Genomic DNA, 24,168 nt, shown 5'->3' with positions numbered 1-24,168 from the left:
CTCGACCCGCCCGCCGGCCAAGAAGCCGTCCGGTGCATCCACCAAGGGCAAGGGTCGTCCGCAGAGCGGCGGGCTGCCGCTGCCGCTGCGCGCCGTGCGAGGAACCTGGATGGGTGTCGCGCACGTCGCGGGAGGCGCCGTGCGCAAGGTCGGACACGCCACCTCGGACGTCGAGCCGGAGCTGCGGCGGGACGGGGTCGGCTTCACCCTGATCGCCGCGGCGATCGTGGTTGCCGCCCGCGAGTGGTGGGGTCTGTCCGGTGAGTTCGGCAAGATTGTGCACGCCGTGGTGGCCGGCACCTTCGGGGTGGTCGGTCTCGCGCTTCCCCTGGTGCTCCTGCTGCTCGGCGTCCACATGTTGCGCTCGCCCCAGGGTCATCAGGCGACCAACCGGGTGCTGGTCGGACTGGCACTCATGGCGTTCTCCGCCTGTGGCCTGGCCAGCATCGCGAACGGCTTGCCGGCGCCGGCCGGACAGAAGGCGATCCAGGAAGCCGGCGGCATGATCGGATTCCTGGCCTCCAGCCCACTCGTGGCGGCGATCCGCACCTGGGGCACGGTGCCCCTGCTGGCGATCGTCGGCGTCTTCGGGGTGCTCGTGCTCACCGCGACGCCAGTGCACCAGGTCCCCGCCCGCATTCGTCAGCTGACCGACCGCCTCTTCTACCACGACGGGGTGCATGGCCCAGGCGACGACCGGGTCGACGCGGTGGCCCAGGACCTGCACGGAGACAACATCGACGGGCCCGGCAAGAAGCAGCGCAAGCCCTCTCGTCGCCGCAAGGGCGACGAGACCGACGAGCGAGACGGCGATCAGGCCTTCGAGCAGGCCGCGACCGTCGCGCGCACCGACACCCCGAAGGACGCCCGGACCACCAAGGACGGCCGCGTACTGCGGCCCGGAGAAAAGGCGCCGAAGGAGAACAAGGGCACCGACACGGTCTTTGACGGCGCCGGCACGGCCGTGCCCCCCGGCGAGCCGACCTTCGACGAAGCCGGAACGCCCGGACTCAAACGGCCGTTGGAGGCACCCGCCACCCACCAGCTGCCCCCACGGGTGGAGCAGCTCGCACTCGCCGGGGACGTCACCTACACCCTGCCCGGCAGTGATCTGTTGGAGACCGGACCGCCGCACAAGGAGCGGTCCGCCGTCAACGACCAGGTCGTCGAGTCCCTCACCGGCGTGCTGGACCAGTTCGGCGTGGACGCCCGGGTCAGCGGGTTCACCCGTGGACCGACCGTCACCCGCTACGAGGTCGAGCTCGGGACGGGCACCAAGGTGGAGCGGGTCACCGCCTTGTCCAAGAACATCGCGTATGCCGTCGCCTCGGCCGACGTGCGCATCCTCAGCCCGATCCCCGGCAAGTCGGCCATCGGGATCGAGATCCCGAACGCGGACCGCGAGAAGGTCAGCCTCGGAGACGTGCTGCGCAGCCGCGCGGCGCGATCAAACGACCACCCGATGGTCATGGGTGTCGGCAAGGACGTCGAGGGCGGCTACGTCGTGGCCAACCTCGCGAAGATGCCGCACCTGCTGGTGGCGGGTGCGACCGGCGCCGGCAAGTCCAGTTTCGTCAACTCGATGATCACCTCGATCCTGATGCGGTCGACACCCGATGAGGTGCGCATGGTGCTGGTGGACCCCAAGCGGGTCGAGCTGACCGGGTACGAGGGAATTCCGCACCTGATCACCCCGATCATCACCAGTCCGAAGAAGGCCGCCGAGGCCCTTCAATGGGTGGTCCGCGAGATGGACACGCGGTACGACGACCTGGCTGCCTTCGGCTTCAAGCATCTGGATGACTTCAACAAGGCGGTGCGATCGGGCAAGGTCACGCCGCCGCCGGGTTCCGAGCGGGTGCTGCAGCCCTACCCCTACCTGCTGGTGATCGTCGACGAGCTGGCCGACCTGATGATGGTGGCACCACGAGACGTGGAAGAGTCGATCGTTCGCATCACCCAGCTCGCCCGGGCCGCCGGTATCCACCTGGTGCTGGCCACGCAGCGCCCGTCGGTCGATGTGGTCACGGGCCTGATCAAGGCGAACGTGCCGTCCCGGCTCGCCTTCGCGACCTCGTCCCTGGCCGACTCCCGGGTGGTGCTCGACCAGCCCGGCGCGGAGAAGCTGATTGGTCAGGGCGACGCGCTCTTCCTGCCGATGGGCGCCTCCAAGCCGATGCGCGTCCAGGGCGCCTGGATCACCGAGACGGAGATCCAGGAAGTCGTGGCGCACGTCAAGGGACAGCTGCAGCCGCACTACCGCGATGACGTCACGGTCGTCGCGCCCAAGAAGCAGATCGACGACGACATCGGCGACGATCTCGACATCCTGCTGCAGGCCGCCGAGCTGATCATCACCACTCAGTTCGGGTCGACCTCGATGCTGCAGCGCAAGCTGCGGGTCGGGTTCGCCAAGGCCGGGCGGTTGATGGACCTGCTGGAGTCCCGCGGCATCGTCGGGCCGTCCGAGGGCTCGAAGGCCAGGGACGTCATGGTCAAGCCGGACGACCTTCCGATGACCCTGTCGCTGCTGAGAGGCGAGGATCCTCCCCCGCAGGACGTGCCCTACGACGACGAGGCACCCAGCGAGGACGCCTGGGACCTGACCGAGAACGGTCGCGCATGAGCACCGGAACCGTCGGTGTCAGGTAACGACCCGACCGTGCCGATCCGGCCCGGTGGCTACGATGGTCAGCCCCCGGGTGGCGTTCCGGCGCCGGACGAATACCCGTCCTACCCGCCCGGCCCGGGGCGGCGGCATACCGGCGCCGGTTTTGTCGGTGTGGCGACGGTCGGTGCGCTGGTCGCAGGAGCCGTCGCGTGCCTCGGCAGCTACGTCGAGACGGTGCTGAACCCGAGCAATCCGTTCCTCCGGTCGCTCGGATTGTCGACCTGGCCGTGGTACGCGCACAACGCCGTGCCGGAGACCTATCGGCTGTTCGGCATCGACGTCATCGGTGTCATCGTGATCACCTTCCTGCTCCTGCTGCTGGTCGCCCGGCCGGCGCCGGGCGGCAGGTCCTGGTTCACGGTCTTCTTCGCCACCTGGGCGGTCGTCCTGGTCGCCGCGGTGATCGCGCACGTGGCGAGCGTGCAGGTCGCCTCGCCGGGTGGCCACTCCCAGGCCGGCTACTTCCAGATACTGAACCTGGCGGTGATGTGGGGATTCATCACTGGCTGGCTGCCGGCCGCGTTCGCCGCAACCGCCAACGCCGTGCGCAGGGGTGCAGGGGTCGCCTGACCGGCAACCGGGTCAGCCGATGCCGTCGAGCTGTTCGATCGTCGCCAGCGACGGGGGCGTGGTCTGCTGCAGCTCACGCGCGACGTCCTCGACGGCGCGCATCACCCTGAGCACGTTGCCCCCGGCAGCCTTGGCAAGGTCGTCGTCCGACCAGCCCAGGTCGGCCAGCTCCGCGAAAAGCCTCGGGTAGCACGACACGTCCTCCAGGCCGTTCGGGAGCCGGTCGACACCGTCGTAGTCGCCGCCTACCCCGAGGTGATCGACGCCCACGACCTGGCGCAGGTATTCGAAGTGAGTGACGGCGTCCTTGATCGTCGCCACCGGCTTCGGGTGCTGCCGCTGGCGGGTCGTGGTGAACGCGGTGAACTTCACGTGGTCCTTCGGGTCGACCCCAGCACTCAGGGCGGCCGCACGCGCCTCGTCGCGCCAGTCCGCGCACGCCTGCGACACGAAGTCTGGCACGAACGTCGACATGATCACGCCGTCGTTCGCCTGCAACGTCGCCAGCACGTCATCGGGGGCGTTGCGGGGGGAGGAGCACACCGCACGCGCGCTGGAGTGGGAGAAGATCGCCGGGGCGGTGGTCGCGGCGAGCGCATCGCGCATCGTGTCGGCCGAAACGTGCGACAGGTCGACCAGCATGCCGACCCGGTTCATCTCACCGACGACCTCGCGTCCGAACGCGCTCAGTCCGTTGTGCACCGGGACATCGGTGGCCGAGTCGGCCCAGGGGTTGTTGTCGTTGTGGGTGAGCGTCATGTACCGCACGCCGAGCACGTACAGCATCCGCAGTGCCGCGAGGGAGCTGTCGATCGACTGTCCGCCCTCCGCGCCCAGCAGCGAGGCAATCCGGCCGGAGGCGAACACCGCCTCCACCTCGTCGGCCGTGCGCGCGAGAGCGAAGTCGTCGCTGTATCGCCCGATCATCTGGTGCACGGCATCGATCTGCTCGAGCGTGGCGGTCACCGCCGTGCCGTCCGGCAGGTTGGACGGCACGAAGACCGACCAGAACTGCGCCCCGACCTGGCCCTTGCGCAGCCGGGGTATGTCGGTGTGGTTGCGGTCGCTGGTGTCGCCCGCGATGTCGAGCCGGTCGAAGTCGTACCCGACGGTCTCCCTGGCACACCACGGCAGGTCGTTGTGGCCGTCGATGAGAGGGTGTTGCGCGAGCAGCGAGGTGACATGGTCCAGCGTCGGCGAGGTCATGGCTTCATCAGATCACGAGCCGTGGACGGACCATGCACCCTATCCCTTTAGAGTTGTAGGCATGACGACGGCTACCTCACGCAGTGTTGCGATCGTGACCCTCGGGTGCGCCCGCAACGAAGTCGACTCCGAGGAGCTCGCGGGACGCCTCGCCTCGGAAGGCTGGACTCTGGTCGACAACGCCGAGGATGCGGACGTGGCCGTCGTCAACACCTGCGGCTTCGTCGAGCAGGCCAAAAAGGACTCGATCGACGCGCTGCTGGAGGCCAACGACCTGAAGGAACGTGGCAAGACGGCGGCGGTCGTCGCCGTCGGATGCCTGGCCGAGCGGTATGGCAAGCAGCTGGCCGACCAGCTGCCGGAGGCCGACGCGGTGCTCGGCTTCGACTCCTACCAGGACATGTCCGGTCACCTCACGGCGATCTTGAACGGTCACCCGCCGCGGGCCCACACTCCGGGCGATCGGCGCAAGCTGCTGCCGGTCTCGCCGGTGGAACGGCAGTCCTCCGCCTCCGGCGTGGCAGTGCCCGGGCACGGCGATGTGCGTCCGCCGGCCGGCGATGTCGCGATCGAGTCGCCGGCTGCGACCCCCCGCATCATCCGGGCTCGGCTCGACGGGCGACCGTGGGCGCCATTGAAGATTGCCAGTGGGTGCGACCGTCGCTGCGCGTTCTGCGCCATCCCGATGTTCCGTGGAGCGTTCGTCTCCCGGCGGCCGAACGACGTCCTTGCCGAGGCTCGCTGGCTGGCCGAGCATGATGTCAAGGAGCTCTTCCTCGTCAGCGAGAACTCCACGTCCTACGGCAAGGACCTGGGCGACCTCCGGCTGCTGGACACGATGCTGCCCGAGCTGACCCGAATCGACGGCATCGAGCGCGTCCGGGTGTCCTATCTGCAGCCGGCCGAGGTGCGACCCGACCTGCTCGATGTGATGACGCAGACACCGGGGGTGGTGCCCTACTTCGACATCTCCTTCCAGCACGCGAGCGGGCCACTGCTTCGCCGGATGCGGCGCTTCGGCAACCGGGAGTCGTTCCTTCAGCTGCTTGAGCAGGTGCGGGAGCGAGCACCACGGGCCGGCATCCGCTCGAACGTCATTGTCGGTTTTCCGGGGGAGACGGATGAGGACCTTGCCGAGCTGGAGGAGTTCCTGACGCACGCCCGGCTCGATGTGACGGGGGTGTTCGGCTACTCCGACGAGGACGGAACGGAGGCGGAGACCTACGGCACCAAGATTTCCGCCGACGAGATTGCGGCTCGCGTCGACCACTTCCACACCCTCATCGAGGAACTGACCAACGAGCGGGCGGCCGAGCGGGTCGGTGAGACACTCGAGGTGTTGGTCGAGCAGGTCGACCCGGACGGGGACGACCCGGACGACCGGGTGCGCGGTCGAGCGGGCCAGCAGGGCCCGGACGTCGACGGGGAGACGGTCCTTCTACTGGAGGACGGCGCCCCCGCCCCCTCCGTGGGTGACATTGTGCAGGTCGAGGTGGTGGACACGATCGGTATCGACCTCGTCGCCCGGCCGCGCGGATGACGGGAGAGCGCCCCGGCCCACCCGGGCTGGTGCCCGACCCGGCCGGCGAGCCGAGCAGCGACGTCAGCAACTGGAACATCGCCAATGGCCTGACGATGCTGCGCCTGGCCATGGTGCCGATCTTCGGGTGGCTCCTGCTCTACCAGGACGGCGAGAGCACCGGCTATCGGGTCGCAGCCTTCGGGGTCTTTGTCGTCGCGTCCATCACGGATCGCATCGACGGAGACCTCGCGCGTTCGCGGGGGCTGGTGACCGACTTCGGCAAGATGGTCGACCCAATTGCCGACAAGGCGCTCATGGGGATGGCCCTGGTCGGCCTGTCGATCATCAACGCGCTGCCCTGGTGGATCACCGTCGTCGTCCTGGTGCGAGAGCTGGGCATCACTCTGTTGAGGTTGCTGGTCATCCGGCACGGAGTCCTGCCCGCCAGTCGTGGCGGCAAGGTGAAGACCGCCCTGCAGGCGCTCGCGATCGCCTTGTTCGTGCTGCCGCTGGGTGGTGCCTGGCACTTCGTCGCGTGGGTGATCATGATTGCCGCGGTGGTGGTCACTCTGGTGACCGGCGTCGACTACGTCTTCCGCGCGGCGAAGCTGCGCAAGACGAGCCCCCGGGCGATGGCACGTCGGGCAGCCAGGCGACGTCGTGCCGGCGAGTGAGCTGATTGCGCGGCTGGCGGATCGCGGCCTGACCGTGGGGTGCGCGGAGTCTTTGACCGGGGGACTGGTGAGCGCTGCGCTGACCGCGGTGCCGGGCGCGAGCGCGGTGGTGCGCGGGGGCGTCGTGTCCTATGCGACCCAGGTGAAGGCGGACGTCCTCGGCGTGGACGACTTTCTGTTGCGAAACGGCGGCGCAGTCCAGGCGCAGGTGGCCCGAGAGATGGCCCACGGTGCGCGCAGTGTGCTGGGCGCGGCGCTTGGTCTTGCCACCACGGGCGTAGCCGGCCCGCAGCCGCAGGATGGTCAGCCCGTGGGTCGGGTCTTCATAGCGGCGGGTTGGGTGGACCGCGCGGGTGCGCCACAGGACGAGGTACGGCGGCTGGACCTGGCCGGAGATCGGGCAGCCATCCGGGCTGCCACGGTCGCCCGGATCATTGAGCTCGCGCTGAGTGTCCTTCCCGCCGTGCCGGATCGGCCGCCTGCGGACTAACCCGTGAGGTGCCGGTGTTGCAGTCCCTATGCGCTGTGTGCAGGAGTTGCTGCCCTTTCCTCGTGGTCCGCAGGGTCGGACGTCGGTCCGGCGGGTTATCGTGGAGACAGTCAGATGAACCCGTTGGCCGATGAGCTCCAGGAGGCGCGATGATCTTGCTTCGACGCGAACTGGGCGATGTGCTGCGCGAGCAGCGCCAGGAGCAGGGGCGCACCTTGCGTGAGGTCTCGGCCGCCGCCAAGGTCTCACTGGGCTATCTGAGCGAGATCGAGCGAGGCGAGAAGGAAGCCTCCTCGGAACTGCTGGCCTCGGTGTGTGTTGCCCTGGGTCTGCGACTTTCGCAGGCCCTGCTGCTGGTGTCCGAACGGGTGGCGCTTGCCGAGGAGCTTGCCGTGCCGGTCCGGCTGCCGGTGGCCGCGGCGCGGCCCGTGGTCTCTGCCGCCTGACCTCACCTCATACGGTGGTCGGTCCGCGCATGCTGGGCCAGTTGACCGGCGACTGGGGATGATTGACCGCACTTCGGGTCAGGACTATTGTTCGATCTGCCTCGGGGCCAGTTTTACGGAAGCAGGCAGTCATGCGCGTTCCCCACCCTCGGCGTACGCGCCGGACCGTCCTTGCCGTGGTCAGTGCGGGGGCGCTCGTCCTGGGCGCCTCGGCGCCCTCCCTGGCGGCCACGACACACCACAGCTCCCCGCCCCAGCACCAGGGCTCCAACGCTCAACGGCCGGTCGTTCCCGGCTCGGACTATCTCGCCCTCGGCGACTCGGTGGCGTTCGGCTACCGCGAGGCCACCACGTTCCCACCGCCGAACTACACGGACCCCACGAGCTTCGTCGGCTACCCGGCAGAGATCGGCTCGGCGTTCGGTCTGCACGTCACGAACGCATCGTGCCCGGGCGAGACGTCCGGCAGCTTCGTCAGTACGGCCAACCCCAGCTATGCCTGTGAGACACCCGCGGGGTACCGCACCAACCTTCCCCTGCATGTGACGTACCGCAACAGCAGCGAGAGCCAATTGACCTTCGCTGTCGACTACCTGAAGCGGCACCACAACACTCGGCTGATCACCCTCGGCATCGGAGCCAACGACGGGTTCCTCTGCGATGCGAACAACGGTGGCACCTGCACCGGCCCGGCACTGGCCGCGACCCTCAAGGGGATCACGACGAACGTGCGCACGATCCTGTTCAACCTGCGCTACCGGGCGCACTACTTCGGCCAGATCGTGATCGTCGACTACTACTCGCTGGACTACGCCTCGGCCGCCGCCAACGCCAACAGCCAGGGACTGAATCAGGCGATGGCCAGTGCCGCCAAGCCCTTCGGCGTCAAGATTGCCGATGAGTACGCCGCCTACCAAAACGCCGCACTGCACTCCGGTGGTGACAGTTGCGCCGCCGGGCTGCTGACCCAGCTCTTCCCGAATCAGACCTCGACCGCCAGCGGAGCCCAGGACGGCTGTGGGGTGCACCCCACCGTCGCGGGCCAGGACGTGCTGGCGCACACCATCGAGGCGACGGTCCGGAAGGCGCACTCCTGACAGGCCACAGACCGCCTCGTCCCGAAACCCGGCAGCCCTCGCGGCGTGCTGTTGGCTACCTGATCCGCAGCCCTCGCGGCGTGCTGTGGAACCCTGCCTGCCGCAGCGCCGTGGGTAGCGGTTGGTCCGAGCCGAGCACCGGAGCCCCGTCCACCGTCACCACGGTGAGCTGGTCGAGCACGCCATCGCGCACCGTCAGTGCCAGCGCGTCCGCCGCCGACTGAAGCCTGCGCGGATCCCGGGTCCAGGACAGGATCGTGCGACCGCCGCGCTCGACGTAGACCGCGAGCACGCCGTCGACCAGGACGACCAGGGCACCCGCCTTGCGACCGGGGCGATGACCGGTGCCGTGCCCATCGGCGCAGAGTTCCGGGCCCTCCTCTCGGCGCGGCCAGGGGAGGGCGGCGCCGTAGGGGTTTGCCGGGTCGCAGGCCGCCAGGACGAGGGTGGCGGTCGCCGCGGCCTGCTGGGTGCTCCACGGGTCCACCTGCCCAGCGACAGGATGGCTCTCGGCGCGAAGCCGATCGATCGCGCCGGACGTCGCGAACTGCGCCGCGCCGAGCCCTTCCACGAAATAGCCGCGCCGGACCCGACCGGCCTCCTCGGCCGAGGCAAGCACGCGGTAGACGGCGGCAAAGCCTCCCGGCACGCCCTCGCTCACGACGGCGCCGCGGGTGAGGACGCCGTATCGGTCCAGGAGCACCTCGGCGGTGGCCAGGGACCGAATGGTCGAGTCCGCCTCCACCGCCGGCAGCAGCGACCACCGTCCCGCGCCCAGCGGCGGACCCACCCGCCCCGGTGTCGCGCGACTCGAGCCCGGCTGAAGGCGCTGGTGCGTCGACAAGCCGCCGTAACGGGCGCGTCGGGGGCCACCCGGTCGGCGTCGGTGTGCCCCGCGACCACCCGACAGCAACGCGCGAAGCGGGGCCATGGTGTCCCCGCTGACCCGTCCGCCCCAGACCAGGTCCCACAGTGCGCTCAGGATGAGACTCTCGTCGTGGCCACCGACCGACTCGCTGAGGGCGCGGAAGAAGAATGCGCCACCGCCCGACAGCGCGTCGAGCACGCCGTGGTGGTGCTCGTCCAGCTGCAGGTGCTCGTCCGGTGGGGCCAGGGTGAGGTGCGCGGTCTCGGCAAGATGCAGTGAGATCCACCCGTCGCGACCGGGCAGCGATCCGTGCCCTTGCCAGAGCACCTCGCCGCTCGCCATGAGCTCGTCCAGGAGTGCCGGTGAGTAGTCGCCGACGCGAGCCGGCAGCACGAGCGTCTCCAGCGCACTGGCCGGCACCGACGCGCCCGCCAGCTGCTCGATGGCGCGGACCAGTCCGTCGGCCCCTCTGCTGCCCGCGCCGATGCCTTGCCAGGCGGGCAGGAACGTGGCGAGGTCGGTTTGGCCGACTGGCTCCACCTCGGCCCGAAGCGCGGCGAGCGACCGTCGCTTGAGGAGGCGCAGCACCTGGGCGTCGCAGTAGTCGAGGCCGCGTCCACCGCCCTGTTCGATCGGGCGCAGCTCGCCCTCGACGACCCGGCCGTCGGTGGTCAGGCGGGTCAGTGTGCCCTGGACGACGGCCCGGCCGAGCCCGAATGCGGTGGCAGCATCCGACACGGTGAAGGGTGTGTGGGTGCGTGCGTAGCGGTGCAGGAGGCCACCGAGCGGGTCGTCGACCGGTTCGAGGAATGCGGCCGGTAGGCCCGGAGGAAGGGCCACGCCGAGTGCGTCGCGCAGGCGAGCTGCGTCCTCGGCGCCCGCAAACCGGTCGACCTCGTCCCAACGCACGATAATGGCGCGACGCGCGCTGACGAGCTCGGTGAGCCACTGCCCGGCGTCCGCGGCGGACTGGTCGGCGGTGCGGTCGCGCACCTCGCCCGCGGTCAGCGGCCCGAGGACGCGCAGCAGGTCGGCTACGTGCTCGAGGTTGCGGCAGCGGCGATCGGGCGCCAGCCGTTGCAGCTCATCGTGCGTCGTCAGCAGCACCTGCGGATCGAGCAGGTCCCGCATGGACGCACCCTCGCCCTGACCGAGAAGATCGGCCAGCAAGGATGCGTCGAGGGTGAGGGCTGCCGCCCGGCGCTCGGCAAGCGGTGAGTCGCCCTCGTAGAGGAACTGTGCGACATACCCGAACAGCAGGCTGCGGGCGAACGGTGACGGCGCGGCGGTCTCCACGCCGATGATGCGAATCCGGCGTGCGGCGATATCGCGCATCAGGTCGATCAGGGCCGGCACGTCGAAGACGTCCTGGACGCACTCGCGAACGGTCTCCAGCACAATGGGGAAGGATGGGTAGCGGCTGGCCACCTCCAGCAGCGCCGCGGACCGTTGGCGTTGCTGCCACAGCGCCTGGCGACGGCCGGGGATGCGCCGTGGAAGCAACAGGGCACGGGCGGCGCATTCGCGAAACCGCGAGGCGAACAGGGCGGAGCCGCCGAGCTGCGCGGTGACCAGTTCGTCCACCTCGTCGGGGTCGAGGGTAAGGGCCTGCATGATCTCCGTGTCGAGCCCTCGATCGTCGCCCTCGAGCTCGATATCGAGCAGCCGCAGGACGATTCCGTCATCGGCGTGCATGGACTGCACCTGCGTGCCGAAGCGTTCCTGAAGCCGGGCGGCAATCGCCAGCGCCCACGGCGCATGCACCTGCGCGCCGAACGGTGAGTGCACGACCACGCGCCAGTCACCGATCTCGTCACGGAAGCGCTCGACGACGATCACCTTGTCATGCGGAATGTGGTGGGTCGCCTGGCGCTGGTCGCGCAGGTAGGCAACCAGGTTGTCCGCGGCCCACGCATCCAGGCCCGCGGCGGTCACGCGCCGGTGGGCCGCCCCATCGTCGAGCGCGGCGAGCTCACGCACGAAGGCACCGACCGCTCGCCCCAGCTCCGCCGGCCGGCCCAAGCTGTCGCCCTTCCAGAACGGCAGCCGTCCCGGCTCTCCCGGCGCCGGGGTGACCAGCACGCGGTCATGGGTGATCTCCTCGACTCGCCAGCTGGTCGTGCCCAGCGTGATCACGTCGCCCACGCGGGACTCGTAGACCATCTCCTCGTCGAGCTCTCCGACGCGCCGACCCGGCCCCTCCCCGGTCGCCAGGAACACCGCGAACAGTCCACGGTCGGGAATCGTGCCGCCGCTCGTGGTGGCCAGCCACTGCGCACCGCGGCGTCCCGACAGCGTGCCATTGATTCGGTCCCAGACCAGTCGTGGTCGCAGCTCGGCGAACTCGTCGCTCGGGTAGCGTCCCGACAGCATGTCGAGGACGGACTCGAGCACCGTGCGAGCCAGCGCGGTGAAGGGTGCGGATCGCCGCACGACGGCATAGAGCTCGTCGACGTCCCAGTCGTCCATCGCGCACATCGCCACGATCTGCTGAGCAAGCACGTCCACCGGGTTGGCGGGGACGTGCAACGACTCGATCGCGCCGTCCCGCATGCGCTCGACCACCACGGCGGTCTGCACCAGGTCGCCACGGAACTTGGGGAAGAGGACGCCTCGCGAGGTTGCGCCGACATGGTGACCGGCGCGGCCCACTCGCTGCAGTCCGCTGGCCACACTCGGTGGCGACTCGACCTGGATCACCAGGTCGATCGCGCCCATGTCGATGCCGAGCTCGAGAGAGCTGGTGGCGACGACGGCCGGCAACCGGCCGGCCTTGAGCGCGTCCTCGATCTCGGTGCGGACCTCCTTGCTGACCGAGCCGTGGTGCGCTCTGGCCAGCACCGGCGCTGCGCCGTCGCTCTGGCCGGACTGCGCCATGACCTGAGCATGTGTATGCGGTGTGCCGACGGGCGAATCGGGCGGCGTGGTCTCGTCGCCGGTCGTGCTGCGGTCCTGCCAGATCTCATTGAGTCGCGCCGTGAGTCGCTCGGCCAGTCGTCGAGAGTTGGCGAAGATCAGCGTGGATCGGTGCGCGGCGACGAGGTCGACGATCCGCTCCTCGACATGCGGCCAGATCGAGCTGCGCTCGCGGGGCGTCGCGGAGGGGCCGTCCTGCGGGGTGCCGCTCGTCTGGCCGAGCTCGGACATGTCGGGGACGGGCACCTCGACCTCGAGATCCCAGGTCTTGGTGGACGGCGGCGCCACGGTGGTGACGGGTCGGCCGCCGCCGAGGAACCGCGCGACCTCGTCGGCCGGGCGGACCGTCGCCGAGAGCCCGATGCGCTGCGCGGGCTTCGCCAGCAACGCGTCGAGCCGTTCGAGGGAGATCGCCAGATGTGCTCCGCGCTTGGTGCCCGCCACCGCATGCACCTCGTCGAGGATGACCGTCTGGACGCCGGCGAGCGCCTCGCGCGCGGCCGAGGTCAGCAGCAGGAACAACGACTCCGGAGTCGTGATGAGGATGTCGGACGGGTGCGTGGCGAACGCTCGACGATCCCGGGCCGGCGTATCACCGGAGCGCACGGCGACCCCGATGTCCGGCTCGGGCAGCTCGAGGCGGCTCGCGGCGTGGCGGATGCCGACCAGCGGCGCCCGCAGATTGCGCTCGACGTCGACGGCGAGCGCCTTCATAGAGGAGATGTAGAGCACCCGGCAGCGGCCGCGAGGGTCATCGGGCGGGCCCAGCGCGGCCAACCGGTCCAGGGCCCACAGGAAGGCCGAGAGAGTCTTGCCCGAGCCGGTGGGTGCAATGACCAGGGTGTGGTCACCGGCACTGATCGCGTCCCAGGCGCCGGACTGGGCGGGGGTAGGCGCGGCGAAGGACCCCGTGAACCACGCGCGGGTGGCCGGGGAGAACCGGTCGAGCACATCTGCTGGCATCACGCACCAGCCTGCCATCGGATGCCGACAAGCGGCATACTGGACTGATGAAGTCCCCGGCGCGTGACCGTGCGCGCAGGGCGATGGCGGCCACCTCGCGGGAGGGGTTCCTGCCGCCGGATCAGGTGCGGTGGGCCGATGCGGACCGTCCACTGCCCATCGGCGAAGGACAGACCAATTCCCAACCGACGACGGTGCTCGACATGCTTGAGCTGCTCGCGCCGGTCCAGGGCGACCGGGTGCTCGATGTGGGGTCCGGGTCGGGGTGGACCACCGGCATCCTGGCCGAACTGGTCGGCCGGGCAGGAACGGTGCTCGGAGTCGAGCGGCGGCCGCGCCTGGTGGATTTCGGCTCTCGTCGGGTGCGGGCACTGAACCGGCCGTGGGCCACCATCCGGGCCGCGCAGGACGGTGTGCTCGGGGCACCCGACTGCGCCCCCTTCGACCGGATCCTGGTCTCGGCACAGGGAACGGAGCTGCCACAGAGTCTGATTGACCAGCTCGGCGACGAGGGTGTCCTGGTGGCACCCGTGGCGGGGCGGCTGGTGCGCGTCTCAGCCACTGCCGGCGGTGCTCACATCGAGCGCTTCGGCCGCTACAACTTTGTTCCCCTGGTGCCGTGACGGCCGACTACCGCGCAGGGTCCGGCGCCAGGCGCAGCGTGCCCAGGGTGGTAGCCAGCATGTCGTAGTGGCCGACCAGCAGCAGCAGTTCGATTGCCTCCCGCTCGTCCAGGTGCGTGCGCACCGAGCGCCAGGTGTCGTCGCACAGGTCCCGGTCTCGGAGCAGCTCGTCAGTGGCGGCGAGCAGCACCGTCTCTCGCGGGGTCCATACCGCCTCAGCGTTGTCCTGCCCGAGCCGGACGATCTCGTCGCCCGTCACCCCGGAGCGCCGGCCAAGCAGTGTGTGGTGTGCCCACTCATACGCGTTGCCTCGGCGATGGGCCACACGCAGGATGACCAGCTCGCTCTCCCGTCGCGGAAGGCGGCCGAACGGCATCAGGGCACCGGCGAAGTGCAGCCAGCCCCAGTAGAGCCCGCGTGTTCGTGCGAGCGTCGTGAAGATGGCAGGAGGCCGCGTGCCGGTCACTCGGCCGGCGGCGCGGCTCATGACGTAGGCCGGCAGCCCGATGTCGCGCAGCCGCCCTGGGGCGATCCGCGGGCTCATCCTGCCCGCCTGCCGGCATCGTCCAGCTCCGCCCCCGGTTGGTCGGTGGTGAAGCGAACGTGCTCGTCTCGCGCGATCTGCAGTGCGCGCGGCAGGTCGGGGAATCCGCGCAACTCCACGGCGCGCTGGACGATCATTCGGATCGGCAGGAGCGGTGCGACCCAGGCCGGTGCGACGATGCGGCGGGAGCGTCGCGCGATACCGCGCTCCAATGCGTTGATGGCGGAGGACAGCGGAGCCACCCCACTCACGGTGCCGCCGCCGGTCAGGGCCTTCGCTGCCTGCGTGCCGAACCCGCGGCTGGTCATGTCGGTGTCGATCTCGGCGAAGTAGGCGACTCCGACGCGTGCTCCGGTCGGCCTGATCTCGAGGCGCAGGGTGTTGCCGATGGTCTCGACGGCGGCCTTCGACGCAGAGTACGCGCCCAGCAGAGGGACCTGTACGGCCGCGGCGAGCGATGAGGTCATGAGGGCGTATCCGCCCGGGTGGCTGATGTGCGGCGCTGCCGCGCGCAGCGTGTAGTAGACGCCGAGGGTGTTGACGGCGAGCGTCTTCTCCATGATCTGCGGGTCGCCGCCGTCGATCGGCAGCTGCTTGGCGATGCCTGCGTTGGCCACCACCACGTCGAGGCCGCCGAGCTCGGTGACCAGCTCGTGCATCATCTGGTCGACCTGCTCACGGACGGACACATCGACCTGTCGCCAGGGGCCACCGAGCTCGGCCGCAACCTGCGCGAGGAGATGCGGCTCGAGCCCGGCGACCGCGACGGTCGCGCCCCGGTCGTGCAGCCGTTTGGCGAGCGCGGCGCCGATCCCACGGGCGCCGCCGGTGATGAGGACTCTCTTGCCGGCCAGTGAGTTGGAAGACATACCTGCCAACGTAGTCGCAGTGGCGCTAGCCGAGGTCGGGCTCCTGCTGGGTGATGCAGTGAATGCCGCCGCCGCGCGCATAGAGCTCGCGCGCGTCGACACCGACCACTTCGCGACCCGGGTAGACCTGTCGCAGGATGTCCAGCGCGCGGTCGTCGTTCGCGTCATCGAACGTGCACGCGATCACGCCACCGTTGACCACCAGGTGGTTGACGTAGCTGTAGTCGACCGGGCCGTCGTCATCGGTGAGGCAGACGGGAGCCGGGATCGGGACGATCTGCAGCGCATGACCATCGGCATCGTGTGCCCGGGAGAGGACGTCGATGATCTGCTTGCTGACCTCGTGGTCTGGGTGGGCGGGGTCTTCCTGATTGTGCACCAGGGCGATGCCCGGCGCCGGCATGGTCGCCACGATGTCGACGTGCCCGCGGGTGCCGAACTCGTCGTAGTCACGGGTCAGCCCACGCGGTAGCCAGATGATGTGAGAGACGCCGAGGCAGCGCCTCATCTCGGCCTCGATGTCGGACTTGGTCAGGTCGGGGTTGCGGCCCTTGTCGAGCTGCACTGTTTCCGTCAGGAGCAGGGTCCCGTTGCCATCGACGTGAATTCCACCACCCTCATTGACAATTGGTGAGTCAATGACCTCCGCCCCTGCGAGGACGGCCACCTGTGTGCCGATCTGGGCATCGCGGTCCCAGGTTGCCCAGGACTGGGCACCCCATCCGTTGAAGACCCAGTCCACGGCGCCGAGCCGACCGTCGTCGGAGACGACGAAGGTCGGGCCCATGTCGCGCATCCAGGCGTCGTCGAGCGGTGCCTCGTGCAGGTCGATCGCCGAGTCCAGCAACGGGCGTGCGACCTCGACGTCATCGGGTGTGATGACCATCGAGACCGGCTCGAACTGCGCCACGGCGTTGGCGACGGCCGCCCAGGTGCGCCGGGCCGCGTCGGCCTCGGCGGGTGTCTCGCCAAGGGTGTACCCCGTTGTCGGGAAGGCCATCCAGGTGCGCTTGTGCGGAGCGTTCTCCGAAGGCATGTGCCAGGTCATTTGGTCACCTCATGCTGGGGCTCGGGGCGGATGGCCGGGTCGACCGGGACCGGCGACGGCGGACATCGGTTGGGTGGATCAACTGCATGCACTGAAGTATGGCCGATCGAGGGGCTGACACACTGTGCCTTGTGCGACTTAGTGAGTTCTGGCGGCTGATGGATGATGAGTTCACCTCGGCCTACAGCCGCGTCCTTTCCCGGAGCCATGCCATCCATGCGCTCGGTGACCGCACGGCGGTCGAGGCGTTGGACGCGGGTGTGCCACCGCGGAACGTCTGGCGGGCGCTGTGCGACGACATGGGAGTCCCCGAGGAACGCCGGCTCGGTCGGGACCTGCCGATCCGCGAGAGCAGGGGTGGTGCGTGATGGAGCGCAGAGTGTCCTCGCACCTCAACCTGCAGGTCGCCGGTGATGCCCGGCTGGTGCTGTCGGTGGCCGCGGCACGGTGCGACGGACTGTCGATCTCGGACCATCTCAGCGTCACCTCGGCAGGCCGGACGTATGACGTGCAGGCCGTGGAGATCGCCCATCACGGTGTGCTCCATGTGGTGCACGTGCCACGCGGTGACTACGAGGTCTCCTATGAGGCCCGGGTCTTCGGCTACGAGACGTGCGAACCCGATGGGCTGGCTGCCCAGCTCGGCAACCTCGTGCCGAGCCGGTATGCCGAGTCCGACCGCCTCTTCGGCATCGCGCGTGAGCAGTTCGACGACTACTGCGGGGCCGACCTCGTCCTGCGGGTGCGGGACTGGGTCGCCGGGCGCACCGCATACATCGCAGGGTCCAGTCGAGTCACCGATGGCGCGACGGAGACCTATCTGCAGCGCAGCGGGGTGTGCCGCGACTTCGCGCACCTCGTGGTGGCGATCCTGCGCGCCAGGGGAGTGCCGGCCCGACTGGTGACCGGGTATGCGCCCGGACTGACACCGATGGACTTCCACGCCGTGGTCGAGGCATATGTCGACGGTGCGTGGTGGGTGATCGATGCGACCGGTCTGGCGCCGCGGCAGTCACTGCTGCGGATCGCCACCGGACGGGACGCGGCGGAGACGTCGTTCCTGTCCAGCTATGGCGCGCGGGTGGACCTGCGCAACATCGGGGTGGCCGCCTGGCTCGAAGGCACCCTGCCGCAGGACAATCACAGTGGGCTGGTGCTGCTCGGGCGCTGATCGGCGCCCGATATCGGCTCGGCGTGTCGCGGCGTGCCGTTCGTACGAGTGTTCGGAGCTGGGTTACCGTATTCACAGGTGCCCGCTCGAGAGCTGCTTATCCACAGCGTGCGGGATGCGACCGGTGGCTGTCGGTGCTGGCATCTAGCGTCTGACCAGATCCGTTCGGCAACCGAGCACGTGGCCACGGAGAGGTCGACGGTAGGCGCGCTCACCACGAGACAGCAAGGAGCAGTCATGGCAGTCAGGACCAAGTCCGCTGACAAGGGCATCGACAAGACCGTCGTCAGAGGCGGCGGGGGCGGCGACAAGATGAAGTCGCTCGACACCGTGATGGCACAGATCGAGAAGACGCACGGCAAGGGCGCGGTCATGCGCCTCGGCGACAATGTGCGGCCGCCGATCGACGTGATCCCCACCGGGGCCATCGCGCTGGACATCGCCCTCGGCATCGGCGGGCTGCCGCGCGGCCGGGTGGTCGAGATCTACGGCCCGGAGAGCAGCGGTAAGACCACCGTGGCGCTTCACGCGGTCGCCAGTGCGCAGAAGAACGGCGGGATCGCCGCGTTCATCGACGCGGAGCACGCGCTCGACCCGGACTACGCCAAGAAGCTGGGTGTCGACACCGATGCGCTGCTGGTCAGCCAGCCGGACACCGGTGAGCAGGCACTGGAGATCGCGGACATGCTGATCCGCTCCGGCTCGCTGGACATCATCGTCGTCGACTCGGTGGCTGCGCTCGTGCCACGCGCCGAGATCGAGGGCGAGATGGGCGACAGCCACGTCGGGCTGCAGGCCCGGCTGATGTCGCAGGCACTGCGCAAGATCACCGGTGCGCTGAACAACACCGGCACGACGGCGATCTTCATCAACCAGCTGCGCGAGAAGATCGGGGTGATGTTCGGCTCGCCGGAGACCACCACGGGCGGCAAGGCGCTGAAGTTCTATGCGTCGGTGCGCCTGGACGTGCGGCGCATCGAGACGCTGAAGGACGGCACGGACGCGGTCGGCAACCGCACTCGGGTCAAGGTCGTGAAGAACAAGGTCGCACCGCCGTTCAAGCAGGCGGAGTTCGACATCCTCTACGGGCACGGCATCTCTCGCGAGGGCGGCCTGATCGACATGGGAGTCGAAGAGGGCTTCGTGCGCAAGTCCGGCGCCTGGTACACCTACGAGGGCGACCAGCTAGGTCAGGGCAAGGAGAACGTTCGCAACTTCCTGATCGACAATCCCGATCTGGCCGATGAGATCGAGAAGAAGATCAAGGACAAGCTCGGAGTGGGCCCACAGTCCGAGAAGCCGGAGGAAGCGCTGAGCGTCGTCGAGCCCGACAGTGCACCGGCGGAGGTGCCTGCGGAGGTGCCGGTCAACTTCTGACCGGCAACCACTGATGGCCAATCCGTTTGACCGGCAGGACGGTCCGCCCCCGGACTTCGTGGATCAGGGGGCGGGCGGTCTGGCCGAGGTCATCCCATTTCGGCCGCGGGTGCCGGCGGCCACTCGGGCCCTGCCCGAACCGGCGCAGAGCCGGCGCAGCAGCGCGCATCCGGCCGGGCGAAAGCTCGCGCAGGCGGCCGGCTCCCCAGGTGCTGCGCCATCGAGGCAGCGCACGCCGAGCCAGCGGCAGGATCGTGAGCCGGATCCGCATGACGTCGCGCGGGCGATCGTGCTCAAGTCGCTGACGGGTGCGCCTCGAAGTCGCAAGCAGCTTGCCGAGAAGCTCGCGCAGCGCGACTGTGACCCGCAGGTTGCCGGCGAGGTGCTGGACCGATTGCAGGAGGTCGGCCTGGTCGATGACCGGGAGTTCGCCGCAACCTATGTGCGCACTCGCCAGGCCTCGCGCGGGCTGGGGCTGCGTGGCCTGGCCGCGGAACTGCGCCAGAAGGGCATCGACGACGAGACGGTGCGTGAGGTCCTGGACGACATCGACACCGACGATGAGCGTGAGCGTGCGGAGATGCTGGTGGCCAAGAAGTTGCGCAGTATGCACGGCCTGGACGCCACGGTGCAGACCCGTCGGCTGGCCGGGATGCTGGCTCGCAAGGGTTACTCCTCGTCACTCGCCTGGTCGGTGATCCGCGAGGCCGTCGCGCAGGCCCCGGAGCATCAACGCGACTGACCCCGTGCGTGATGTGCCACGTGACACAGCAAGTGCCTACCACCGAGCTCTTCGCCGCCGGGCTGTACTGGCGCAAGAGCAAGATCGACGGACGCAAGTGCGTGCCGGCCATCCTCGAGGTGAGAACCGGCAGGCTGCGCATGCTGGACGTCGTCGGTCAGGTGTTCGATGTGCCCGCCCAGGAGGCCCGGGCGAATTGCACGGCCCTGGGCACGATGGTTTTGACCGTCAATGGGCAGATGTACGACCTGGTCGGCATAAGGGCACGGCTCTCCCCGAAGTTCACCCCGGAGATGTTGAACTATCTGCAGGTCCTCCGCAGTCAGGTTGCCGGCTTGGCAGGCTCAGGTTCGGTGCTGCAGCTGCTGGACGTGGCCTTCAAACCTGTCGCGATGACCGGCACCGTCATGCCGTGGCGTACGGTGCTGCCGTCCGTCGGCGTCCTGATCGGCTGACCATCTCATAGTTCCAAGTATCATTGGAGATATGGATGAGCCCTCCGATCTGCAGGACCTCGCCGGCCGCGAGGACATCCTCGCGCTGCTGGAGGACTTCTATGGCAGGGCCTTCGCCGACCCGGTGCTTGCACCCATCTTCCAGCAGCACATGAGCCTGGAGCGACACCTGCCGATCGTCACCGACTTCTGGGCCACCACCCTGCTCGGCGAGCGCAGCTACACCCGCAAGGTGATCCAGCGGCACCAGCAGGTCGACGAGCTCAGTCCCTTCGAGCCACGGCACTTCGAACGATGGCTGCAGCTGTGGTGGCAGGCCATCGACGACCACGCCGAGGGTCGTCTCGCAGACCTGGCCAAACGACAGGGCATGCGAATGGCGGCCGCCATGTGCCGCGCGATCGTCGGCGAGGTGCCGGAGGGCATCAGTGAACTGCTGACGACCTCCGGGCACCGGGTGCGCGGCTGACGGACCTGGCCATTCGCTGGCTTGTGGATGACCTGGGCTGCGGTGCAGGATTGCACCATGGACAAGAAGCGCTGGAGTGACCTGGATCCGCGTGTTCGGCAGGCTGTCCTGCTCGGCGGTGCGTTCGAAGCAGGTCTGAAGATTGCCGCGCTCATTGATCTGGCTCAGCGGCCGAGCAGCGACCTTCGAGGCCGGAAGCCGGCGTGGGCGGGTGCACTGGCGCTGGTGAACTCCGGCGGGGTCCTACCGATCGTCTATCTGTTGCGCGCCCGACGCCGCCGGTCGTAGCCGGCCTTCCGCTAGGGCCCGTCGCTCGGCACGGCCGTGTCGGCGCTGCCCTGGGAGCTGCAGGAAGACCCCGACGGCGGCGATGAGGGTCCGTCCGAGCGCTGACGACGGCGCTCGCCGCGGTGGTCGGTGATGGGCATAGCGTGGGATCCGAATCGACCGGCCGACGAGAGGACCCCGATGATCGACACGCTGCAGGACGCGCTCGGCAGCAGCATCGTGCTTACCGACGAGGACCTCGTGGCCGGGTACGTCCATGACGAGGCCGAGTGGGCGGCATACGGGAGGGCTCTCGCCGTCGTGCGGGCAACCAGTGTCTATGACGTGCAGCAGACCGTGCGGTGGGCCATCGAGCACGATGTGCCCGTGGTGCCGCGCGGGGCGGGCACCGGCCTGTCGGGTGGGGCGAACGCCGTGGATGGCTGCGTGATCATCTCGCTCGAGCGGATGAACAAGGTCAAGGAGATCAACGCGCTCGAGCGTCTCGCGGTCGTCGAACCCGGCGTCGTCAACAACGATCTGCGCGATGCCGTTGCCAAGGAAGGACTTTGGTACCCGCCGGACCCCGCGAGCGCGCCCTGGTCAACGATCGGTGGCAACGTCGGGACCAACGCCGGAGGCGTCTGTTGCGTGAAGTACGGCGTGACACGGGACTACGTCCTGAGTCTGCAGGTGGTCACCGGAACGGGCGAGGTCGTGCGGATCGGGCGGCGCACAGCCAAGGGTGTCGCCGGGTTGGACCTCGTCGGGCTGATGGTCGGATCGGAGGGCACCCTCGGGGTCATCACCGAGATCACCGTTCGTCTTCGTCCGCTGCCGGATCCACCGCGCACGGTCATCGGCTACTTCGACTCGATCGTCGACGCCGGTGTGGCGGTGCGCGAGGTCGCCGCCAAGGGCGTCACCCCGTCTGCGCTCGAGCTCGTCGACCGGGTCTGCCTGCAGGCGGTGGACAACTATGCACACATGGGCCTGTCGGGTGAGGCGAACGTGATCCTCATCGGCGAGGTCGACCAGCCGGGAGACACCGGCGTGCGGGAGTCGCAGCTGCTGCAGGAGGCCTTCACCGCGGGGAATGCCACCTTCGTGGCCGAGACCTGCGACCCGAAGGAGGCGGAGGTCATGATGGCGGCCCGGCGGCTGGCCTACCCGGCGATGGAGGGTTTGGGAGACCTGCTCACCGAGGACATCTGCGTGCCCAAGGAGCACGTGCCCGAGATGCTGCGCCGCATCGAAGTCATCGCAGCCGAGTGCAACACCCAGATCGCCAACGTCGCCCACGCGGGAGACGGCAATCTGCACCCGTTGATGATCACCGAGCGCGGCGACACGGCGGCGCGGGAGCGTGCGCAGCAGGCCTTCGGTCGGATCATCGACGATGCGATCGCGCTGGGCGGCACGGTGACCGGCGAGCACGGCGTGGGGCTGCTGAAGATGCCCGGCCTGGCCAAGGAGCAGGGTCCGCACGTCATGGCGATGCAGCAGGCGATCAAGAAGGCGCTCGACCCGCACGGCATCCTCAATCCCGGCAAGGTCCTGCCGGTGGCATCTCCGACTGGAAGCGTTCTGTGAGGTAGGGCCCGGTGGCTTACCCTGGGTGGGTTATGACCAAGACGTATGAGGTGCGCACCCACGGGTGCCAGATGAACGTGCACGACTCCGAGCGGATCGCCGGCCTGCTGGAGTCGGCCGGTTTTGTCGACGTGATGGGCCTCGCGGAGCCGGAACGACCGGCCGCTCCCGATGTCGTGGTCTTCAACACCTGCGCGGTGCGCGAAAATGCCGCCGGCAAGCTCTATGGCCAGCTCGGGCAGTTGCGACCGGTCAAGCAGAGCAATCCGGGTATGCAGATTGCGGTCGGCGGGTGCCTGGCGCAGAAGGACCGGTCGAGTATCGTCGACCGGGCGCCATGGGTCGATGTCGTCTTCGGCACGCACAATGTCGGTTCGCTGCCGGTGCTGCTGGAGCGGGCTCGGCACAACGCCGAGGCGCAGGTCGAGATTCTTGAGTCGCTGGAGACCTTTCCGTCGACCCTGCCGACCCGGCGCGACTCGGCATACAGCGGCTGGGTGTCGATCTCGGTCGGCTGCAACAACACCTGCACGTTCTGCATCGTCCCCGCACTGCGCGGCAAGGAGAAGGACCGTCGGCCGGGCGACGTGCTCGCCGAGGTGCAGGCGCTGGTTGACCAAGGGGTCGGCGAGGTGACGCTGCTCGGTCAGAACGTCAACACGTATGGCGTGGAGTTCGGCGACCGGCTCGCCTTCGGCAAGCTGCTGCGCTCGTGCGGGGACATCAAGGGTCTGGAGCGGGTGCGCTTCACCAGCCCGCACCCGGCGGCCTTCACCGACGATGTGATCGATGCGATGGCGGAGACCCCGAACGTCATGCCACAGCTGCACATGCCGTTGCAGTCCGGGTCCGACCGCGTGCTCAAGACGATGCGCCGCTCCTACCGATCCAAGAAGTTTCTCGGCATCCTCGACCGGGTCCGTGCGGCGATGCCGGAGGCGGCCATCACCACCGACATCATCGTCGGCTTCCCGGGAGAGACCGAGGAGGACTTCCAGGCGACCCTCGACGTGACCCGCGAGGCGCGGTTCTCCTCGGCGTTCACCTTCCAGTACTCCATCCGGCCCGGGACCCCGGCCGCCGAGATGGCCGACCAGCTGCCCAAGGCCGTGGTGCAGGAGCGCTTCGAGCGGCTGCTCGAGCTGCAGGAGGAGGTCTCCTGGAGTGAGAACCGCAAGCAGGAGGGCCGCACGGTCGAGGTGCTTGTCGCCCCCGGCGAGGGACGCAAGGACGCCGAGACGCACCGCCTGTCCGGACGCGCGCAGGACAACCGGCTGGTCCACTTCGGTGTGCCGGACGGTGCTGAGCGGCCCCGCCCCGGAGACGTGGTCGCGGTAGCTGTGACGTATGCCGCGCCGCACCACCTGGTGGCCGACTCCGGCGTCCAGGGCGGCACCTATCGAGTCCGGCGAACCGCCGGCGGTGATGCGTGGGCGGCGTTGCAGGACGGCGCAGCCGACGGCGTCACGAGGAAGCCTGCTGTCGCGCTCGGTATCCCACAGGTCGGCGCACCGCCGGTGGCGCCGGCTGTGCAGACGGCCTGCTGCACGGGCTGAGCCACCCGATCGGCAGCGGACCGGCCGAGAC

The 24,168-nt window shown here is 69.0% G+C and carries 22 protein-coding genes; 17 read left to right on the top strand and 5 right to left on the bottom strand.

Features of this window, described 5'->3' with window-relative positions; genetic code table 11:
• Positions 1-109: 109 nt before the first annotated feature.
• Together FGL98_RS05225 and FGL98_RS05220 are read left to right on the top strand one after the other, a co-directional pair.
• Entirely contained in the window at positions 110-2,626 is a 2,517-nt protein-coding gene (locus FGL98_RS05225; RefSeq protein ID WP_146315783.1) for a DNA translocase FtsK, read from the top strand.
• Between the two features lie 15 nt (positions 2,627-2,641).
• Positions 2,642-3,241, top strand: a complete 600-nt coding sequence (locus FGL98_RS05220; protein ID WP_146315685.1) for a hypothetical protein — start codon at positions 2,642-2,644, stop codon at positions 3,239-3,241.
• Positions 3,242-3,253: 12 nt separating this feature from the next.
• On the opposite strand, the gene FGL98_RS05215 is transcribed toward FGL98_RS05220, so the two are convergent.
• Positions 3,254-4,447, bottom strand: coding sequence for a dipeptidase (locus FGL98_RS05215; RefSeq protein WP_146315684.1), 1,194 nt, complete (start codon positions 4,445-4,447; stop codon positions 3,254-3,256).
• A 61-nt stretch (positions 4,448-4,508) separates the two neighbouring features.
• Between FGL98_RS05215 and rimO the strand changes: the two genes are divergently transcribed.
• From rimO to FGL98_RS05190, 5 genes are all read left to right on the top strand, one after another.
• Positions 4,509-5,987 (top strand): 30S ribosomal protein S12 methylthiotransferase RimO, encoded by a 1,479-nt coding sequence (gene rimO, locus FGL98_RS05210; RefSeq protein ID WP_146315683.1) that lies wholly within the window; start codon positions 4,509-4,511, stop codon positions 5,985-5,987.
• The gene (pgsA, locus tag FGL98_RS05205; protein ID WP_146315682.1) at positions 5,984-6,643 is read left to right on the top strand and encodes a CDP-diacylglycerol--glycerol-3-phosphate 3-phosphatidyltransferase; all 660 of its coding nucleotides are present in this window, start codon (positions 5,984-5,986) and stop codon (positions 6,641-6,643) included. Before rimO ends, pgsA begins: the two co-directional genes overlap by 4 nt.
• On the top strand, positions 6,630-7,133 hold the full coding sequence (locus FGL98_RS05200) for a CinA family protein (RefSeq protein WP_146315681.1): 504 nt from the start codon (positions 6,630-6,632) through the stop codon (positions 7,131-7,133). Before pgsA ends, FGL98_RS05200 begins: the two co-directional genes overlap by 14 nt.
• Before the next feature lie 149 nt (positions 7,134-7,282).
• A complete protein-coding gene (locus FGL98_RS05195; protein ID WP_146315680.1) occupies positions 7,283-7,579 on the top strand; it encodes a helix-turn-helix domain-containing protein in 297 nt (98 codons plus the stop codon).
• A 131-nt stretch (positions 7,580-7,710) separates the two neighbouring features.
• Positions 7,711-8,676, top strand: a complete 966-nt coding sequence (locus tag FGL98_RS05190; protein WP_146315679.1) for an SGNH/GDSL hydrolase family protein — start codon at positions 7,711-7,713, stop codon at positions 8,674-8,676.
• Positions 8,677-8,731: 55 nt separating this feature from the next.
• Here FGL98_RS05190 and FGL98_RS05185 read toward each other — a convergent pair whose 3' ends face one another.
• The gene (locus FGL98_RS05185) at positions 8,732-13,423 is read right to left on the bottom strand and encodes an ATP-dependent helicase (protein ID WP_146315678.1); all 4,692 of its coding nucleotides are present in this window, start codon (positions 13,421-13,423) and stop codon (positions 8,732-8,734) included.
• 47 nt (positions 13,424-13,470) lie between these two features.
• Here FGL98_RS05185 and FGL98_RS05180 point away from each other — a divergent pair, with 47 nt between their 5' ends.
• Positions 13,471-14,046, top strand: a complete 576-nt coding sequence (locus tag FGL98_RS05180) for a protein-L-isoaspartate O-methyltransferase family protein (RefSeq protein ID WP_146315677.1) — start codon at positions 13,471-13,473, stop codon at positions 14,044-14,046.
• A 7-nt stretch (positions 14,047-14,053) separates the two neighbouring features.
• Here FGL98_RS05180 and FGL98_RS05175 read toward each other — a convergent pair whose 3' ends face one another.
• From FGL98_RS05175 to FGL98_RS05165, 3 genes are read right to left on the bottom strand one after another with little or no spacing between them, the layout of a single operon-like run.
• Positions 14,054-14,590 carry a carboxymuconolactone decarboxylase family protein gene (locus FGL98_RS05175; protein ID WP_146315676.1) on the bottom strand — a complete coding sequence of 179 codons (537 nt, stop codon included), beginning with the start codon at positions 14,588-14,590 and terminating at the stop codon, positions 14,054-14,056.
• Positions 14,587-15,459, bottom strand: a complete 873-nt coding sequence (locus FGL98_RS05170; RefSeq protein WP_146315675.1) for an SDR family NAD(P)-dependent oxidoreductase — start codon at positions 15,457-15,459, stop codon at positions 14,587-14,589. Before FGL98_RS05170 ends, FGL98_RS05175 begins: the two co-directional genes overlap by 4 nt.
• Before the next feature lie 25 nt (positions 15,460-15,484).
• Positions 15,485-16,507 carry an agmatine deiminase family protein gene (locus tag FGL98_RS05165; protein WP_146315674.1) on the bottom strand — a complete coding sequence of 341 codons (1,023 nt, stop codon included), beginning with the start codon at positions 16,505-16,507 and terminating at the stop codon, positions 15,485-15,487.
• Between the two features lie 131 nt (positions 16,508-16,638).
• Between FGL98_RS05165 and FGL98_RS05160 the strand changes: the two genes are divergently transcribed.
• The 9 genes from FGL98_RS05160 to miaB all read left to right on the top strand — a co-directional run bounded on the left by FGL98_RS05160 (position 16,639) and on the right by miaB (position 24,137).
• Positions 16,639-16,875 carry a DUF3046 domain-containing protein gene (locus FGL98_RS05160; protein ID WP_146315673.1) on the top strand — a complete coding sequence of 79 codons (237 nt, stop codon included), beginning with the start codon at positions 16,639-16,641 and terminating at the stop codon, positions 16,873-16,875.
• An 11-nt stretch (positions 16,876-16,886) separates the two neighbouring features.
• On the top strand, positions 16,887-17,678 hold the full coding sequence (locus FGL98_RS05155) for a transglutaminase-like domain-containing protein (protein WP_246136380.1): 792 nt from the start codon (positions 16,887-16,889) through the stop codon (positions 17,676-17,678).
• 312 nt (positions 17,679-17,990) lie between these two features.
• Entirely contained in the window at positions 17,991-19,055 is a 1,065-nt protein-coding gene (recA, locus tag FGL98_RS05150; protein WP_146315782.1) for a recombinase RecA, read from the top strand.
• Positions 19,056-19,068: 13 nt separating this feature from the next.
• Positions 19,069-19,797: a regulatory protein RecX gene (locus tag FGL98_RS26895; RefSeq protein WP_146315671.1), complete on the top strand. Its 729-nt coding sequence runs from the start codon at positions 19,069-19,071 to the stop codon at positions 19,795-19,797.
• Positions 19,798-19,817: 20 nt separating this feature from the next.
• Entirely contained in the window at positions 19,818-20,252 is a 435-nt protein-coding gene (locus tag FGL98_RS05140; RefSeq protein WP_146315670.1) for a hypothetical protein, read from the top strand.
• Positions 20,253-20,283: 31 nt separating this feature from the next.
• A complete protein-coding gene (locus tag FGL98_RS05135) occupies positions 20,284-20,721 on the top strand; it encodes a group III truncated hemoglobin (protein WP_146315669.1) in 438 nt (145 codons plus the stop codon).
• 57 nt (positions 20,722-20,778) lie between these two features.
• Complete coding sequence (locus FGL98_RS05130) at positions 20,779-21,009, top strand: DUF5652 family protein (RefSeq protein WP_146315668.1); 231 nt, start codon at positions 20,779-20,781, stop codon at positions 21,007-21,009.
• 180 nt (positions 21,010-21,189) lie between these two features.
• Entirely contained in the window at positions 21,190-22,581 is a 1,392-nt protein-coding gene (locus FGL98_RS05125) for an FAD-binding oxidoreductase (protein WP_146315667.1), read from the top strand.
• 32 nt (positions 22,582-22,613) lie between these two features.
• The gene (gene miaB / locus FGL98_RS05120; RefSeq protein WP_146315666.1) at positions 22,614-24,137 is read left to right on the top strand and encodes a tRNA (N6-isopentenyl adenosine(37)-C2)-methylthiotransferase MiaB; all 1,524 of its coding nucleotides are present in this window, start codon (positions 22,614-22,616) and stop codon (positions 24,135-24,137) included.
• The last annotated feature ends 31 nt before the right edge of the window (positions 24,138-24,168 follow it).

The sequence above is a fragment of the Leekyejoonella antrihumi genome (genome assembly GCF_007845645.1).
Lineage (GTDB): Bacteria > Actinomycetota > Actinomycetes > Actinomycetales > Dermatophilaceae > Leekyejoonella > Leekyejoonella antrihumi.
This window is presented reverse-complemented; position numbering and strand designations above follow the sequence as displayed.

Bases quoted from the DNA above. Each gene is read 5' to 3' on its own strand.
- FGL98_RS05175 (WP_146315676.1), bottom strand. From the start codon at position 14,590: ATGAGCCCGCGGATCGCCCCAGGGCGGCTGCGCGACATCGGGCTGCCG.
- FGL98_RS05130 (WP_146315668.1), top strand. From the start codon at position 20,779: ATGGACAAGAAGCGCTGGAGTGACCTGGATCCGCGTGTTCGGCAGGCT.
- rimO (WP_146315683.1), top strand. From the start codon at position 4,509: ATGACGACGGCTACCTCACGCAGTGTTGCGATCGTGACCCTCGGGTGC.
- FGL98_RS05135 (WP_146315669.1), top strand. From the start codon at position 20,284: ATGGATGAGCCCTCCGATCTGCAGGACCTCGCCGGCCGCGAGGACATC.
- FGL98_RS05165 (WP_146315674.1), bottom strand. From the start codon at position 16,507: ATGACCTGGCACATGCCTTCGGAGAACGCTCCGCACAAGCGCACCTGG.
- pgsA (WP_146315682.1), top strand. From the start codon at position 5,984: ATGACGGGAGAGCGCCCCGGCCCACCCGGGCTGGTGCCCGACCCGGCC.
- FGL98_RS26895 (WP_146315671.1), top strand. From the start codon at position 19,069: ATGGCCAATCCGTTTGACCGGCAGGACGGTCCGCCCCCGGACTTCGTG.
- FGL98_RS05125 (WP_146315667.1), top strand. From the start codon at position 21,190: ATGATCGACACGCTGCAGGACGCGCTCGGCAGCAGCATCGTGCTTACC.
- FGL98_RS05170 (WP_146315675.1), bottom strand. From the start codon at position 15,459: ATGTCTTCCAACTCACTGGCCGGCAAGAGAGTCCTCATCACCGGCGGC.
- recA (WP_146315782.1), top strand. From the start codon at position 17,991: ATGAAGTCGCTCGACACCGTGATGGCACAGATCGAGAAGACGCACGGC.
- FGL98_RS05190 (WP_146315679.1), top strand. From the start codon at position 7,711: ATGCGCGTTCCCCACCCTCGGCGTACGCGCCGGACCGTCCTTGCCGTG.
- miaB (WP_146315666.1), top strand. From the start codon at position 22,614: ATGACCAAGACGTATGAGGTGCGCACCCACGGGTGCCAGATGAACGTG.
- FGL98_RS05195 (WP_146315680.1), top strand. From the start codon at position 7,283: ATGATCTTGCTTCGACGCGAACTGGGCGATGTGCTGCGCGAGCAGCGC.
- FGL98_RS05215 (WP_146315684.1), bottom strand. From the start codon at position 4,447: ATGACCTCGCCGACGCTGGACCATGTCACCTCGCTGCTCGCGCAACAC.
- FGL98_RS05180 (WP_146315677.1), top strand. From the start codon at position 13,471: ATGAAGTCCCCGGCGCGTGACCGTGCGCGCAGGGCGATGGCGGCCACC.
- FGL98_RS05185 (WP_146315678.1), bottom strand. From the start codon at position 13,423: ATGCCAGCAGATGTGCTCGACCGGTTCTCCCCGGCCACCCGCGCGTGG.
- FGL98_RS05225 (WP_146315783.1), top strand. From the start codon at position 110: ATGGGTGTCGCGCACGTCGCGGGAGGCGCCGTGCGCAAGGTCGGACAC.